At 70.2% G+C, this 16,591-nt stretch carries 7 protein-coding genes; all 7 read left to right on the forward strand.

Translation table 11 applies throughout. The features are described from left to right. Positions 1–113 precede the first annotated feature (113 nt). The 7 genes from WMF11_RS45705 (at position 114) to WMF11_RS45735 (ending at position 16,589) form a co-directional block, all read left to right on the forward strand. Positions 114–1,349: a glycosyltransferase gene (locus WMF11_RS45705; protein WP_437975215.1), complete on the forward strand. Its 1,236-nt coding sequence runs from the start codon at positions 114–116 to the stop codon at positions 1,347–1,349. A gap of 85 nt (positions 1,350–1,434) precedes the next feature. Continuing rightward, a complete protein-coding gene (locus tag WMF11_RS45710; protein WP_437975216.1) occupies positions 1,435–3,603 on the forward strand; it encodes an iron-containing redox enzyme family protein in 2,169 nt (722 codons plus the stop codon). A 93-nt stretch (positions 3,604–3,696) separates the two neighbouring features. Then, the gene (locus tag WMF11_RS45715; RefSeq protein WP_437975217.1) at positions 3,697–4,530 is read left to right on the forward strand and encodes a cupin-like domain-containing protein; all 834 of its coding nucleotides are present in this window, start codon (positions 3,697–3,699) and stop codon (positions 4,528–4,530) included. Beyond that, positions 4,527–6,728, forward strand: a complete 2,202-nt coding sequence (locus WMF11_RS45720) for an iron-containing redox enzyme family protein (protein ID WP_437975218.1) — start codon at positions 4,527–4,529, stop codon at positions 6,726–6,728. Before WMF11_RS45715 ends, WMF11_RS45720 begins: the two co-directional genes overlap by 4 nt. A gap of 77 nt (positions 6,729–6,805) precedes the next feature. Next, the gene (locus tag WMF11_RS45725) at positions 6,806–7,786 is read left to right on the forward strand and encodes a TauD/TfdA family dioxygenase (protein WP_437975219.1); all 981 of its coding nucleotides are present in this window, start codon (positions 6,806–6,808) and stop codon (positions 7,784–7,786) included. A gap of 11 nt (positions 7,787–7,797) precedes the next feature. Beyond that, positions 7,798–8,859, forward strand: coding sequence for a TauD/TfdA family dioxygenase (locus tag WMF11_RS45730; protein WP_437975220.1), 1,062 nt, complete (start codon positions 7,798–7,800; stop codon positions 8,857–8,859). 41 nt (positions 8,860–8,900) lie between these two features. Continuing rightward, positions 8,901–16,589, forward strand: a complete 7,689-nt coding sequence (locus tag WMF11_RS45735) for an amino acid adenylation domain-containing protein (protein WP_437975221.1) — start codon at positions 8,901–8,903, stop codon at positions 16,587–16,589. The last annotated feature ends 2 nt before the right edge of the window (positions 16,590–16,591 follow it).

Raw genomic sequence — 16,591 nt, forward strand, 5'->3', positions numbered from 1 at the left:
GTGGCTGCGAAGGACCGTCGTCGAGCAGCGCTCGGCTTTTCAGCGGCTTTCCAGGGAAATGTGTCCGGCCAGTTGAAATCGATTACGGTTATCATTATCATGTGCGGACCGTCGTGCCGGACCACGCCCTCGACTGCCTCTCCGACGTTTCGATCGTCGTGCCGTGCTTCAACGAAGCCCATCGGCTGGACGTGGCGGCCTTCGAGGCGCACCTCCGCGAGCATCCAGGCGTATCGTTCCTCTTCGTCAACGACGGCAGCACCGACGGTACGCTCGGCGTGCTCGCTTCCATCGAGAGCGCGCACCCCTCTCAGGTCGAGGTCATCGACCTGAGTCCGAACCAGGGCAAGGCGCACGCCGTGCGCGCGGGAATGCAGCGCGCGCTGTCCCGGGAAGCCCTCTATGTCGGCTACTTCGACGCCGACCTAGCGACGCCGCTCGACGCCATCCAGGAGCTCGTGGAGGTGCTCGACACAGCTCCGAAGATCGACATCGCGATCGGGGCACGTGTCGCGCTCCTGGGACGCGAGATCACCCGACGAGCGACGCGTCACTACGCAGGGCGCCTGTTTGCCACGGCCGCGAGCCTCGTGCTCGGGGTGCCCGTCTATGACACGCAGTGCGGCGCAAAGCTGTTTCGCGCCAACGCGATGACGAACGAGCTCTTCAGACGGCCGTTCAGGTCTCGCTGGATCTTCGACGTCGAGATCCTCGCTCGACACCTCGCCGCGTCGCGACGGAAGGACGGCATTTACGAGCTCCCCCTGCGGCGCTGGACCGACGTCGGTGAGTCACGCGTCAAGCTCACCGACTTCGTCCGCGCGATCGGTGAGATGGCGATGATCGCGCAAGAATACCGCCTTCCTCGCGGAGGGAGCGGCGTCCTCCAGCTGCTGAGCGCCCCGTTCTTACGTTACGTCGGCGCGGGCGGAGTCGGAACGCTCTGCCACTACGGCGTGCTCATGCTCAGCGTCGAGCTCTTCGGCGCGAGCCCGACGCTCGGGACCGTCCTTGGCGCGCTCGTCGGTGCGTTCGTCAACTACCAGTTGAACTATCATTTGACCTTCGTGAGCGTCGCGCCCCATCGCTCCACGCTGCGAGCCTTCCTCCTGGTGGCTTGCCTCACGACGGCGTTGAGCGGGTTCGGCATGAGCTACCTGGTGTCACAGCGCGGCGTCCATTACGTCCTGGCACAGATCGCCTGCACCTCGGTGGTGCTCATCGTGGGCTACGTGTTGAACAGGTTCTGGACATTCGCGGAGCCGGGGAAGCGGTCTTCCCGCGCGCCGGAGGCCTCCAAAGTCCGTGAGCTCGAGACCGAGTCGAGCGTCTCCCAGCAGCCCAGGTGATCCGGAAAATGCACACAGTACTCGTCTTGAGCCTGGGGGCACCGAAGGGGTGCGCGACGCTCTGCTGCCTTCCAGGGTCCTCGTCGTGAGCGCCGCGAGCCAGATGCCCGACACGACTCCGCTGCCAGACTTTGGTGAGCACGTCGCTTTGCGCGCCGAACCCTGTTCGGCGTCCGAGCTGTTTCGGGCGCTGTTCGTGGACCCGGAGGAGCACGTTCATTACCTGAAGCCGGCGTTCGAGCTTGCGACGGCGGCGCTGGCGCTGGACGTGGCGGTGCCGGACGCCGCGGGCCCGAGCGAGCTCGTGGACGCGCTGACGGCGATCGGCGCGGTGGAGCTGCCCGAGCTCGCGCACGACGCGCCGCGCCCGGCGACGAGCTGGGCGGCGCGCGTGGTGCGCGAGCTCGGGCCCCTTGGGTTGTCGGACGGCGCGTGGCTGCGCGGCTTCGTACAAGCGAACGCGATCGAGAACGAGGTGGGCATGCGCATGCTGCGGCAGCTGATGCTGCGCCTGGGCGACCCTGGCTCGAGCGAGAGCCACGCGGCGCGCTTCGCCGCCTTGCTCAAGAGCCTCGGCATTCCCCCCGAGAGCATCACGCGCTGGGAGTGGGACGAGTCCGCCCCCTGCGCCGACATTTCCTACGAGCACGCGCTGCTCGGGCTCTGCCTCGGCTTCTTCCCCACCTCTTTCTCGCTCGAGACGCTCGGCTTCAATCTCTGGATGGCCGCCGTCGGCCCTTGCCCTCTGCTCGACGCCCTCGCCCCCAGCCTGCGCCAGCGCGGAGCCGACCTGCGCTACCTCGAGCAAAAGGAGCGCTCCACGCTCGCCGACCTCGCGCGCCAGGCCATCTTGCACGCGCTCGCCGAGTCCGACACGCCGCTGCGCCGCCGCCGCATCGCCCGCGGCCTCGCCGCCGCTCGCGCCTCCTATCTCCGCTGGCAAGACGCGATGCTCGGCCGCAACGTCCCCTTCTCCCCTCGAGACTTCGTCCTCGATGGCATCCGGCGCAAGGCGCGCTTCGCGGTCGAGCACCACCGCGACATCCGACTCGCCAGGTGCAGCGTCGCCGAGCTGCTCGCCCAGGGGGGCGACGCGCACGAGCTGTTGCTCGACAAGCTCGCCGCCTCCAAGCTCGTCAAGCCCGGCGACCCCGACAACAGCCGCTTCATCAGCCACTCGATCACCATCGATGGCCCGATGTTCGACGCGTTCACCCCCGCCGAGAAGGTCGACCTGCGCGAGTGGATCGAGCGCCTCGGTGAACCGACCCTCGCTCCCCGACCCGAGCCAGTCCCTCTCGCCGGGCGTTATACCCCGCCGCAGGACCCCGACGAACTCGAGCGCTTCGCCTTCGAGCGTTACGGTGAGCTCTCCAACAACGATCTCTACTACTGCTTCGCCAACGCCGACCTCCACCCCGCGATCATCCTCTTCGGAAAGGCCTATGTCGCGGGGATATTCCAGCGCTTGAGCGAGGCGCTCGACAGCGACCCGCGCCTCGGTTCCATGACCAATCCTCCGTATTCGGAGCGCGCCGCAGCGGAGATGGTGGCCGAGCAGTACCAGAAGAACGTGCGCTCGCGCGAAGACGCCCCCGAACCGAACCCCACGGGCGAGCCCGAGCAACCGCGCATCACGCAGGTGTTCGACGGCTCCTGGCTGCAGGGCTTCGCGGACGTGCGGCGTTCGGAGCTCGAGGAGTACGGCTGGCTGTTCCGCATCTATGCCTCCGAACATGGGGACGGCGACCTGGCCTGGAACCATTGCCAGATTTTCCGGCGCGCGTTCTCCGAAGCGGGGCCGGATGTGATGCTGCCGAAGACGGACCGCCGCTTCTACGATCTGTTCGAGATCGGCCACGCCTCGCTGGCGACGCTCGCCACCTCGATGAACACCCAGCGCTTCCTGCCCGAGATTCTGGGCCTGAATCTGGCGGTCGAGGCCACCGGCGTCGGCGGCATGTACCTCGACCAGTGGAAGAACGCGAGGAAGAACGGCGAGCACTGGAAGGCCCTCGCGCATCGGCTGCACAACAGCATCGACAACCACGCCGACGGCCACACCAAGTGGTCGCTGGCCGCTGTGCAAGCGTACATGCGCCGCGTCCAGGAGGTCGCCCCCCTGGACGTCGAGCGGCAGTGGCGCCGCGTCTGGAGGCCCTGGCGTTGCCAGGACATCCTCATGCACGGCAGCGAGGCGGAGCGCGCTGCGCTCGCAGAGCTGCTCGACGTGACCAGCCTGGCGCCCACCTGAAGGCGTGAGCTACCTGAGAATGAGCCTCATGAACCGTCTCCAGCGCATCCAACGTGCGGCATCCGAGAGGCCCACACGCCGTAGGTCCTCGTCATGACCGAAATCGAGCGAGTCGGCATCATCGGCGTGCGCGAGTTCCACGCGCGCTTCGTCACGCCCGAAACTCCGGTGATCCTGACCCGGATGATCGACGACTGGCCCGCGGCGCGGCGCTGGACGCCGGCCTACTTTCAGCAGCGCTTCGGCGACGTGAAGCTCGACGTGGAGCTCCTGCAGAAGGGCCGGCCCGGTGAGAACTCGAGCTATCTCGAGTCGATGGTCACCCAGTCGATGACGATCGCCGAGTACATCGATCTGGCTGGCGGCCGGGACGATGGCAGCATCTATGCCGCACAGCAGCCGCTCCGTACGCTGCTGCCGGACGCCGCGCGCGACATCCGTCCGATACCGTACCTGTCCCGCGTGCTGTGCCGTGCCGCCGGCACGTCCGAGCTGCTCTGGATCGGCTCGCGCGGCTGCGCCTCCGGTCTGCATTTCGACAAGGCCCACAACTTCAACATTCAGCTGTACGGCAGGAAGAGGTGGGTCATCTTCCCGCGCGAGCAACAGCCGCTCCTCTACGTGCCGTCCACGCTACAGAAGAGCCATTTCAGCCCGATCGATTTCGAGCGGCCCGACCACGAGCGCTTTCCGCGCTATCGCGACGCAACCCCGATCGAGTTCGAGATCGGGCCCGGAGAGACGCTGTTCCTGCCTGTCGGATGGGTGCACCACGTGAGGACGCTCGAGTTTTCCATCGGGCTCAACCTGTGGTGGCTCACGTGGCGGCAAGCGGCGCGCTGGGCGCCCGGCTTCCTGCGCGGAAAGCTCGCTGCGGCGTGGGCGTCGGCCACGACCCCAACCCTGAACGAAGCGAGGAACGGATGAGCGAGAGCGACGCACCGGCACCGGACTTCGGGGAAGGCGTCGCTCGGCGCGGCGCTGCGTGCACGCCGCGCGAGCTCTTCTGCGCGCTGTTCGTCGATCTCGAGCGCTCCGTGCATTTCCTGGAGCCGGCGTTCGAGCTCGCGCGATCCCTGCTCTCACCGGAGCGCGCGCCGCTCGACGCCGAGCTGGACCGGGCGACGTCTGCTCTCGATGCCTTATCGGCGAGCGCGTTCACCGAGCTGCTGGAGCGCTCGGGCCATGTTCCGGCCGCGCCGCTCGATGGCCGCGGCCGCCCCGGGAGTAGCTGGGCGGCGCGGGTGGTGCGCGAGCTCGGGCCCCTTGGGTTGTCGGACGGCGCCTGGCTGCGCGGCTGGGTGCAGGTGAACATGGTCGAGAGCGAGGTGGGGATGCGCATGCTGCGGCAGCTGATGCTGCGCCTGGGCGACCCTGGCTCGAGCGAGAGCCACGCGGCGCGCTTCGCCGCCTTGCTCAAGAGCCTCGGCATTCCCCCCGAGAGCGTCACGCGCTGGGAGTGGGACGAGTCCGCCCCCTGCGCGGACATTTCCTACGAGCACGCGCTGCTCGGGCTCTGCCTCGGCTTCTTCCCCTCGTCTTTCTCGCTCGAGACGCTCGGCTTCAATCTCTGGATGGCCGCCGTCGGCCCTTGCCCTCTGCTCGACGCCCTCGCCCCGAGTCTGCGCCAGCGCGGAGCCAACCTGCGCTACCTCGAGCAAAAGGAGCGCTCCACGCTCGCCGACCTCGCGCGCCAGGCCATCTTGCACGCGCTCGCCGAGTCCGACACGCCGCTGCGCCGCCGCCGCATCGCCCGCGGCCTCGCCGCCGCTCGCGCCTCCTACCTCCGCTGGCAGGACGCGATGCTCGGCCGCAACGTCCCCTTCTCACCTCGAGACTTCGTCCTCGAGGGCATCCGGCGCAAGGCGCGCTTCGCGACCGAGCACCACCGCGACATCCGACTCGCCAGGTGCAGCGTCGCCGAGCTGTTCGCCCAGGGGGGCGACGCGCACGAGCTGTTGCTCGACAAGATCGCCGCCTCCAAGCTCGTCAAGCCCGGCGACCCGGACAACAGCCGCTTCATCAGCCACTCGATCACCATCGATGGCCCGATGTTCGACGCGTTCACCCCCGCCGAGAAGGTCGACCTGCGCGAGTGGATCGAGCGCCTCGGTGAACCGACCCTCGCTCCCCGACCCGAGCCAGTCCCTCTCGCCGGGCGTTATACCCCGCCGCAGAGCCCCGACGACCTCGAGCGCTTCGCCCTCGAGCGTTACGGTGAGCTCTCCAACAACGACCTCTACTACTGCTTCGCCAACGCCGACCTCCACCCCGCGATCATCGTGTTTGGCCGAGTCTTCGTCGCCGGAGCGCTGGAGCGCCTGTGTCACGCGCTCGACAACGACCCGCGGCTCGGTTCGATGAACCCGCCCCGGTACTCGGAGCGCGCCGCGGCCGAGATGGTGGCCGAGCAGCACGAGAAGAACGCGCGCTCACGCAACAAGATCGAGCCCGAGGCCGAGGGGCGGCCGGGCGGCGGCGGCCCGACGAACCCCATCGCCGCCATCTTCGATGGTTGCTGGCTACAGGGCTTCGCGGACGTGAGGCGCTCGGGGAACGAGGAGTACGGCTGGCTGTTTCGCATCTATGCCTCCGAGCATGGGGACGGAGAGCTCGAATGGAATCACGACCTGATCTTCCGCCGGGCGCTCACCGAGCTCGGGCCCGACGTGATGTTGCCGAAGACGGATCGCCAGCTCTATGAGCTGTTCGCGATCGGCGTGGGCTCGGTGGCGACGCTCGCGGTGTCGTTGAACACCCAGCGCTTCCTGCCGGAGATCCTGGGGCTGAACCTCGGGATCGAGGCCACCGGCGTCGGCGGCGAGTACCTGGACAGCTGGAAGGTGGCCCGGGCCGAGGGCCCCGGCTCGCACTACAAGGCGCTCGCGGCGCGGCTCCACAACAGCATCGACAATTATGCCGATGGTCACACGAAATGGTCGCTGGCAGCCGTGCAGGCGTTCATGCGTCGAGTGAAAGAGGCAGCGCCTTCCCAGCTCGACGCGCAGTGGCGCCGCATCTGGCGGCTCTGGCGATGCCAGGACATTTTCACACACGGCACGGAAATCGAGAAGCAAGCGCTCGCCGAGCACTTCGGCGTGACGAGCCTGGCGCCGACGGGCTGAGCGCGGACTCGAGGGACCCGGGAGCGACGAGCATGTCAGGAGAACAACGGTTGGGCGGTCAAGTCAGCGTGAGCCACGTGGCGAGCAAAGGCCGCTGGAAGATGCCGGTCATCAGCCTCAAGGGCGGCAGCAGAGAGCAGGGCTTTGCGTGGCTGAGGGACGCCGCGCCGGAGCTGCTCGTCGAGCTCTGCGCGAGCGGCGCGGTGCTGCTGCGCGGCTTCGGATGGAAGGACGCCGCGGACTTCTCGCGCGCGGCGGAGACGCTGTCGCCGAACATCGCTCAGTTCGACGAGGAGTCGTCACCGCGGCGACCGGTGTCGGGGGCCGTGTGGACCTCCACCGAGTACCCGGCGGCGTACCCGATCCAGTTTCACAACGAGTATTCCTACAGCGCGGCATGGCCGCTGCGGCTCTTCTTCTTTTGCACGCGGCCGGCGGAGCGCGGCGGTGAGACGCCGCTCGCGGACAGCCGTCGCGTGCTGGATCGCATCTCGGACGCGACGCGGGCGCGCTTCGAGCGGAGCGGCGTGCTGTACCAGCGGCGCTTTTCGTCCAACCTGGGCGTCGACTGGCGCCATGCGTTTCATACGGAGGACCCGGGCCAGGTCTCGGCCAAGTGCGAAGCCCTCGGCATTCAGGCGATCTGGGAGGGCGGCGAGCTGCGCACCCGACAGAGCGGCGAGGCCGTGGTGCGGCATCCGCAGACCCGCGAGCCGACCTGGTTCAATCACGCCTTCATCTTCAATGTGCGATCGCTCGAGCCGATCGAGCTGCGCGAGGCGTTGCTGCTCGAATCCGAGGACAAGCTCCTCACCAATACGTTCTACGGAGACGGCGCGCCCATCGAGGACCACGTCATGGAAGAGCTGCGGCGAGCGTACGCGGCCGAGGCGCTGCTGTTTCCCTGGCAAGCGGGCGACATGCTGATGATCGACAACATGCTGTGCTCGCACGCGCGGTCGCCGTTTCGCGGCGCGCGCCAGGTGCTGACGGTGATGACGGACAAAGTGTGGCGCAAGGATCTCCTCTCGCTCCCGGCGATCGGGGCGGCGAGCTGAAAGGGTCATCGATGGCGGAGCCAGTGAACAACAGGCCGAAGATCGAGCGCCAGCAGCGGCGCGGCTTCTCGGGCGATCTGGCGGCGCTGGCCGGGTTCGTGGGGACGAACGGCGCCGCGCAGCTGCCGGCCTTGTGCGAGCCGCGCTTGCCGGGCGTCAACCTTGCCAGCTGGGGCGCGGCGCGCCGCGAGGAGATCGAGGCGACGTTGCTGCGGCACGGCGCCATCCTGTTTCGCGGTTTCGATGTCAAGGCGGTCTCCGATTTCGACGCGTGCGTGCAGGCCATGTCGGGGGGCGCCGTGCGCTACAATTTCCGCGCGTCGCCGCGCACGCAGGTGGACGACCGCTTCCACGTCTACACGTCGACAGACTATCCAGCGAACGAGCGCATCTTCCCGCACAACGAGCACTCGTATTCGCCGGTGTTCCCGCTGCAGCTGTACTTCTACTGCGAGGTGCCGTCGGCGACCGGCGGCGAGACGCCGCTGGGGGACACGCGCGCCCTGCTGCGCCGTATCCGCCCCGACGTCCGCGAGCGCTTCGTTTCGCGCGGCATCATGTATGTCCGCAACTACGGCGACGGCATGGGCTTGCCCTGGCAGACGGTGTTTCAGACGGACGATCGGGCCGAGGTGGAGCGTTACTGCCGCGAGGTGGGCATCACCCCGGAGTGGAAGCCCGGCGATCGGCTGCGCACGCGCGTGGTGGGGCCCGCCGTCGTCAAGCACCCGCAGACCCGAGAGGACGTCTGGTTCAATCATGGGACGTTCTTTCACGCGCTGACGCTGCCCGAGAGCGCGCGCGACCGGCTGCTCGCAGAGTTCTCCGAGCAGGACCTGCCGCAGAACACGTTTTACGGTGACGGCAGCCCGATCGAGCCGGACGTCATTCGCTATCTGCAGGACATCTACCGCGACGTGATGACGGAGTTCCCCTGGCAGACCGGGGACGTGGTGCTGCTCGACAACATGCTGACGTTGCACGCGCGCAACTCCTTCACGGGCCCGCGCCGTGTGCTCACGGCGATGGCGCGACCGCAGAAGAGCGCTGAGCTGGAGCGCCCTGCCAGCTGAGGCGCGGACCTTTCATTCGTCACTTTCTTCAGGACAATGTCATGAACGAGCTAGAGCAGCAGTCGGAGGGTTTTCGTCTCTCGCGCCAGCAGGCCGACGCCGTGGACGCCGAGCGGCGGCTAGGCCGCCCGCTCACGTTGCGCGGCACGCGCCGCGTCGATGGCGGGGTCGAGCTGCCACGGCTCGCCGCCGCGCTGGAGCGCGTGTGCGCTCGGCACGAGATCTTGCGCACGGTCTTCCGCGACGTCGCTGGGCTCGGGCATCCGCTGCAAGTCATCGACGCGGTCCCGACGTACCGGCTCACCGAGGCTGCCCTCGACGAGGACTCCGAGAGCGCACCGGCGCTCGCGCCGTCCGATCCAGGCGCAGGCGCCACGCTGTCGGTCTCGGTGCGCCACTCCGAGCGGGGGAGCGACGTGTGCGTGCTCGCGCCGAGCTCGCGCCTGGACGAGAGCTCGATGGAGGCGCTGCTGGCGGAGCTCGAGGCCGCCTTGAAGGGTCAGGAGACGGACGGCGATCCGTTCCAGTACGTCGATTACTCCGAGTGGCAACACGAGCTCTTGCAGAGCGACTGGGGCCGCCAGGCGCAGAGCTTCTGGGCGAGCCGGCAGCGGGCCGACGCGCTCGCCGCCACGCTGCCGTTCGAGAGGAGCGCGGCGGCAGAGCCTTCGGTCGGCGTGGTCGAGCTCGATTTCGAGCGCCTGCGTCCGGCGCTCTCGCAGGTCGGCCGCGCTCTGGACGTGACGGCGCGGGACGCGTTGTTCTGCATCTGGGCCGCGTTCGCCGCGCGCGCGTTCGGCCGAAACGACGTGACGATCGCTGTCGTGGCCGACAAGCAGGAGGCGGAGCTGGAAGGCGCGCTCGGGCGCTTCGCGCGCCGCATCCCCGTGTCCTGCGCGCTCGACCCGGCGGCGAGCCTGCGTCAGAGCTTCACGACGGCGCACGTGTCCTTCGCGGAGTGCCTGGCCTGGCGCGAGGCGTTCGTCGAGTCCTCGTACTGGGCGCACGCCGCGGGGCTGCCGTCTTACGCGCTCGGCTTCAGCTACCGCGAGCTCGCGGGCTCGGCGGGTGATCGGCACCGCACGCGCGTGGAGCTCGACCCGGCCGAGCTGGAGCGGCTGCGGCTCGAGCTCGTGGCAGACGCGGAGGGGACCGTCGTGCGCCTGCTGTACCGAGAGGGCGTCCTCGAGCGCGCCACGGTGGAGGTCTGGGCCGAGCAGCTCGCGACCTTCGCGGGCGGGATCGGGGCGGATCTCGATCGGCCCTTGCACCGCGTGTCCTTGCTGGGCGAGGCCGAGCGGCGCCGGCTCCTCGAGCAGCTCGTCGGACGGCCCACGCGCCCGACGAGCGAGCCACGTCTCCTGCACCAGCTGTTCGAGGCGGCGGCGCGCCGGTACCCCGAGCGACCGGCGATCGTCCACCGCGACGTCGAGCTCAGCTACGCCGAGCTCGAGCGGCGCGCGCAGCAGGTGGCGCGTTATCTGCTCGCGAAGGGGGTCGGCCCGGAAGAGGTCGTCGCCGTGTACGCCGGGCGTTCATGCGAGTTGATCGTGGCGCTGATCGGTATCCTGCAGGCCGGCGCGGCCTATTTGCCGCTCGATCCGAGCTATCCCGCCGAGCGCTTGCGCATGATGGTCGAGGACGCGCGCGTGCGGCGCGTGCTCGTGTTCGCTCCCGAGGGCGAAGCGCCGGAGCTCGGCGACGCCGAGCCGATCTCCCTCGCGGAGGGCTCGCCGGTGTGGCGGGCGCCGGGCGGCGCGCTGCGCGCGGAGGGCTCGCCGAGCCGGCTGGCGTACATGATCTACACCTCGGGGTCGACGGGCAAACCCAAGGGCGTGATGGTCAGCCACGAGAACGCCGTGGCGTCGACCCGCGCTCGCTTCGGGTTCTACGACTGGGACCTCGAGTGCTTCCTTCTGCTCTCGTCGGTGTCGTTCGACAGCTCCGTCGCCGGCATCTTCTGGACCCTCGCTTCCGGGGGGCGTCTGTGCCTGCCCGAGGACGGCGAGCACAAGGACGCGAGCTCGATCGTCGAGCTCATCCGGCGGCGCGGCGTGACGCACCTGCTCACGCTGCCGTCGTTCTACGAGCAGCTGCTCGGCGAGCTCGGCTCGACCCGCGTGCGCGGCGTGATCGTCGCGGGCGAGGCGTGCCCGGCCGCGCTCGCGCGGCGTCATTTCGACGCGTTGCCGGAGGTGCGCCTCGTCAACGAGTACGGCCCGACCGAGGGCACCGTGTGGAGCACGGCGTGGCGGCTGCGCGCCGGCGACGCCGGCCCGGTGCCGATCGGGGGGCCGATCGAGACGATGCGCGCCTACGTGGTGGATCCAGCGCTGGAGCTCGCGCCGATCGGCGCGACGGGAGAGCTCTTCATCGCCGGCCAGGGCATCACGCGCGGCTACTTCGGGCGCCCGTCGCTAACGGCGGAGCGCTTTCTGCCCGACCCGCACGGCCAGCCGGGCGAGCGCATGTACCGCACCGGCGACAGCGCGCGCTTCCGGCCCGACGGCGCCCTCGAGTTCTTCGGGCGCGTCGACCAGCAGGTCAAGCTGCGCGGCTACCGCATCGAGCTCGGCGAGATCGAGGCCCGCATCCTGGAGCACGTCGAGGTCGCGGAGGCGGCGGTGGCCGTGCGTGAGCTCTTGCCGGGGCAGGGGAGGCTCGTGGCGTACGTGGTGCCCGCGGCTCGCCCCGTGGCGAGCGACGCGGACGCCTTTCGCGGCCTCGAGGAGCGGCTGCGCGAGCACCTGTCGAGCCGCTTGCCGGAGTTCATGCAGCCGGCGCACTGGGTGGCGCTCCCGGTCTTTCCGCAGACCCCGAACGGCAAGATCGACCGCGCCGCGCTGCCAGAGCCCGCGCGCGAGGCGACGAGCGAGCACGTGGCGCCTCGCGATGACCTCGAGGCGCGGCTGGCCGACGTCTGGCGGCAGATCCTCAAGGTCGAGCGTGTCGGCGTGCACGACAACTTCTTCAAGCTCGGCGGCGACTCGATCGTCCTGTTGCAGGTCGTGGCGCTCGCGCGCCAGCAAGGTTTCCAGCTCACCGCGCGCGACGTCTTCGGGCACCCCACCGTCGCGACGCTCGCCGCGTTCGTCGCCGCGGAGCGCCTCGTGGGCCCTGCCGGCAGGTCGCTCGACGCGGAGCTGCCGCTCTCGCCCGCGCAGCGCTGGTTCTTCGCGGAGCACGGCGCGGCGCCGGACGCCCAGAGCCAGTGGCGCATCTTCGAGCCGAGCGAGCGGCTCGACCCCGAGCGGCTCGAGCGCTGCCTGCGCCAGCTCGTCGAGCAGCACGACGCCCTGCGTCTGTCCTTCGCCAGGAGCGCGGATGGCAGCGTGCGCCAGGTGTACGTGCCGGTCGATGTGTTGCATGAGCGCTGGGCCCAGGCCCCGCTGCTCGAGCGCTGCGCGCTCGCCGGCCCAGGCGCGTTGCCGGCCCGCATCGACGCCGCCCGCGGTCGGCTGCGCCTCGAGGAGGGGCGCCTGCTCGGCGCGCTGCTGGTCGAGCTCGGCGGCGCCCAGCGCCTGGTGCTCGTCGTGCATCGCCTGGTCGTCGATCCCATGTCCTGGCAGGTGCTCGCCGACGACCTCGGGGCGCTGCTTCGAGACGGGGAGGGCGACCGGACCAGCTTGATCGGCCGCTCGAGCCCGCTCGCGAGCTGGGCCGAGGCGCTGATGCAAAAGGCCGCCGGCCCGGAGCTCGCGGCGGAGCTCGACCACTGGCGGGCGGAGCTCTTCGACGCGCGCTCGGAGACCTTCCCCCGCGATCACGACGGCGCCGAGCGCTCGGCGGAGCTCGCGGGCCTGAGCGTGGAGCTCGACGCCGCGCTGCTCGCGACCTTGCTCGATCGTGTCTGCCAGTCGCGCCGGGTCAGCCTGGAGCACGTGTTGCTCGCTGCCTTTGCGCGCGTGCTCTGCCGCCACGGGCGCAAGAGCTCGATCGTCGTCGCGCTCGAGCGTCAACGCGCGTCGCGCCCCTTCGAGGGCGTCGAGCTCGGCCGCAGCGTGGGCTGGCTGTCGAGCCATTTCCCGGTGCGCCTGCGGCCCGAGATGCGCGGCGTCGCCTCCGGTGTATCCAGCGTCGTGAGGGTCAAGCAGCAGCTCGCCAGCGTGCCGGGCGGCGGGCTCGGCTACGGCGTCGCGAAGTACCTGGCCGCGCGCGACGTGGCGGACGCGATCGCGGACGCTGCATGGCCGCGCGCGGCCTTCTCTTTCCTCCAGCACGAGACCCCTCCGGAAGGGCTGCTCCGGCCGAGCGCTCTCGCGGCAGGGCCGGTGAGCGCCGGCGCCCCGGGCGCGTGGCTGAGCCTCGAGGCCGCGCTGGTCGACGGCCGTCTGAGCTTGTCGTGGGTCTACCAGCGCGCGCTGTACCGCGAGGAGACCGTCGCTGCGCTCGGGCGGGACCTGTGCGCCGAGCTCGAAGAGCTCGCGGCCCAGGCCGACGTCGAGCCGCTCCGGGCGGTCGAGCCCAGTGATTTCCCGCTCGCTCGCCTCGACCGTGCCGCGCTGGACGAGCTCGCCCTCGACTGGAGAGAGGTCGACGACGTCTTGCCCTTGAGCCCGATGCAGCAGGGCATGCTGCTGCACACCCTGCTCGAGCCCGGGTCCGGCATCTACCTGATGCAGGACCACTACCACTTCGACAGCGTGGTGGACGCGACCAAGCTGGCCGACGCCTGGGCCGAGGTGGCGCGCCGTCACTCCTCGCTGCGCGCGCAGTTCGTGTGGCGGCAGGAACGCAGGATGCTGCAGGTGATCCGGCGCGACCTGCCGGTGCCTCTCGAGCAGCTCGACTACCGCGGGCTGGACGAGGCGGAGCAGCGCCGGCGGCTCTCGGCGCTCCTTCGCCTCGAGCGTGAGCGCGGCTTCGACATGGGCCGCGCGCCGCTCTGGGCGCTGCGCTTGGTGCAGCTCGGCGAGGCGCGCTACGAGCTCGTGATCAGCCACCATCACATCATCATGGATGGCTGGAGCTGGAGCCTCGTCTGGCTCGACGTGTGCGCCATCTACCAGGACCTGCTCGACGGCAAATCGCCGCGGGGGCCCGCGGCGCCGTCCTACCGTGAGTTCATCGCCTGGCTCGAGGAGAAGGACCCGGAAGCCGCGGCCCGCTACTGGCGCGCCGTGCTCGCGGGCTTCGAGGAAGCGACGCCGCTGCCCTTCGACCGCGCGCCGGGGCCGGAGGCGGGCGTCTCGCGCATCGACGCGGTGCGCTCGACGTGGTCCGAGGCGGAGACGCGCGCGCTCACCGAGCTGGCGACACGTCACGGCCTCACGACCAACACCTTCTTGCAAGCGGCGTGGGCCATGACGCTGAGCCGTTACAGCGGCCGTCGCGACGTGCTGTTCGGCGTCACCGTCGCGGGCCGCCCGCCGGAGCTGCCGGAGCTGCAGCGCGCCGTCGGGCTGTTCATCAACACCATCCCTCTGCGCCTGAGCTTGCCCGACGAGCGCGTGCGCGTCTCGGCGTTCCTGCAGGCGCTGCTCGAGCAGAACGTCGAGATGCGCCAGCACGAGCACCTGCCGCTCGTGCGTGTGCAGGCGCTGAGCGCGGTCCCGAAGAGCGATCCGCTCTTTCATAGCCTGCTCGTGTACGAGAACGTGCCGCTCGACAGCTCCGTGCTGCCGCACGCCCAGAACCTGCGGGTGCGCGCCGGTACGTCGCGCGTGCACACGAACTACCCCCTGACGGTGATGATCCTGCCCGGGCGCGAGCTGGCCCTCGATCTGTCGTTCGACGAGCGCTTCTTCGAGCGCGCGACGGTGGCGCGCCTGCTCGCGGAGCTCGAGCGCTGGCTGCGCGCGCTGATCGCGGGCTTCGATCGGCCGCTGTCGGAGCTCGCGCGCGCGTCCGAGGCCGAGCGTCGCGCCCTGCTCGAGCACGGGCGGGGGCCCGCGCGTCGCGTGCGCGACGAGCGCGGGTACTCCGCGCTCGTCGTCGACCGCGCCCGCCACACGCCCGACCGCGTCGTGGCTCGTTGCGTGGGGCAGAGCATGACGTACGCCGATCTCGAGGCGCGCTCGGCGCGAGTCGCGGCTGGCTTGCGCGCGCGGGGTGTGCCGCTCGAGGGGCGGGTCGGCGTGCTCGTCGAGCGCGGGCTGGAGCTGCTCGCGTTCGCGATCGGCGCGCTGCGCGCGGGCGCGGTGTACGTCCCGCTCGATCCGTCGCACCCGCCGGAGCGTCTGGCGCGCACGCTGGTGCGCGCGAAGACCCGGGTCGTGCTCTGCTCGCCCGCGACCGAGCGGCTCTTGCGAGCGGCGCTCGATGACGCCGGCGTCGCTGCCGAGGTGGAGCCGTGGGTGCCCTCTGCGACGGTCGAGGGCGAGTGGGCGGCGCTCTCCGACGCCCCGTACGCCGGGCCGAGGAGCGTGGCGTACGTGATCCACACGTCGGGTTCGACGGGCGAGCCGAAGGGCGCGATGGTCGAATACGCGGGGATGTTGAACAACGTGCTGGGCAAGGTCACGGACCTCGGGCTGACGGACGAGGACGTGATCGCGCAGACCGCGTCGGCGGCGTTCGACATCTCGGTGTGGCAGCTCTTGACGGGGCCGGCGTGCGGCGCGCGGCTGGAGATCGTGCCCGACGCGATCGCGCACGATCCGGCGGCGCTCTTGCGGCACGTGCAGGCGACCGGGATCACGGTGCTGGAGAGCGTGCCGAGCCTGATCGAGGCGATGCTGTCGGAGCCGCCGCAGCCGCTGCCGAGCTTGCGCTGGATGATCACGACCGGGGAGGCGATGTCGCCGCAGCTCGCGCGCCGCTGGCGGGAGCGGTATCCGGAGATCAGGCTCTTGAACGCCTACGGTCCGGCAGAGTGCGCCGACGACGTGGCGCTGTGCCGGATCGAGGCGCCCATCGAGGAGCGCCTGCACCTGTCGATCGGGCGCGCGACGGACAACAACCGGCTCTACGTCCTCGACGCCAACCTGGATCTCGTGCCCTTCGGCGCGACGGGTGAGCTGTGCATCGCCGGGATCGGCCCGGGGCGCGGCTACATGGATGCTCCCGGGCACACGGCGCGCGCGTTCGTGCCGAATCCTTACGCCGAAGCGCCCGGCGAGCGGCTGTATCGCACCGGGGATCTGGTGCGATTCGAGCCGGACGGAGGCCTCGCGTTCGTCGGCCGCGCCGACCACCAGGTCAAGATCCGCGGCTACCGCGTTGAGCTCGGTGAGATCGAGGCGCGGCTGCGCGAGCATCCGGCGGTCAAGGAGGGGGTGGTCGTCGCCAAGCACGGCGCGCAGGGCAAGCTGCTCGTCGCGTACGTGGTGGCCGCCGCCGAGCGCGAGGCGCGCGCCGCCGAGATCAAGGAGCACCTGGCGCGCCTGCTGCCGCGCTACATGGTGCCGTCGCACATCGTGGTGCTGGGGCAGCTGCCGTTGAACGCGAACGGCAAGCTCGACCGCAAGGCGCTGCCGGACCCCGAGCTGGACGCGGAGGGTGCGCGGCAAGACTACGTGGCGCCGCTCACGTCGCTCGAGCAGACGATCGCGGAGATCTGGGGCGAGGTGCTCACGCTGGAGCGCGTCGGGCGGCACGATGACTTCTTCGAGCTCGGCGGCCACTCGCTGCTCGGCGTGCAAGTGGTCGCGCGGCTGCGGCGTCGCACCGGGCGCGACGTGCCCCTGCGGGCGCTGTTCGAGGCCAGCGAGCTCGCCCGGTTCGCGGAGCGCGCGCAAGAAGGGTCGCTCGCCGGGCCGCAGGTCGGCGAATCGCGAAAGGCACAGTGATC

It is taken from the genome of Sorangium sp. So ce295 (genome assembly GCF_051527405.1).
Taxonomy (GTDB): domain Bacteria; phylum Myxococcota_A; class Polyangia; order Polyangiales; family Polyangiaceae; genus Sorangium; species Sorangium cellulosum_B.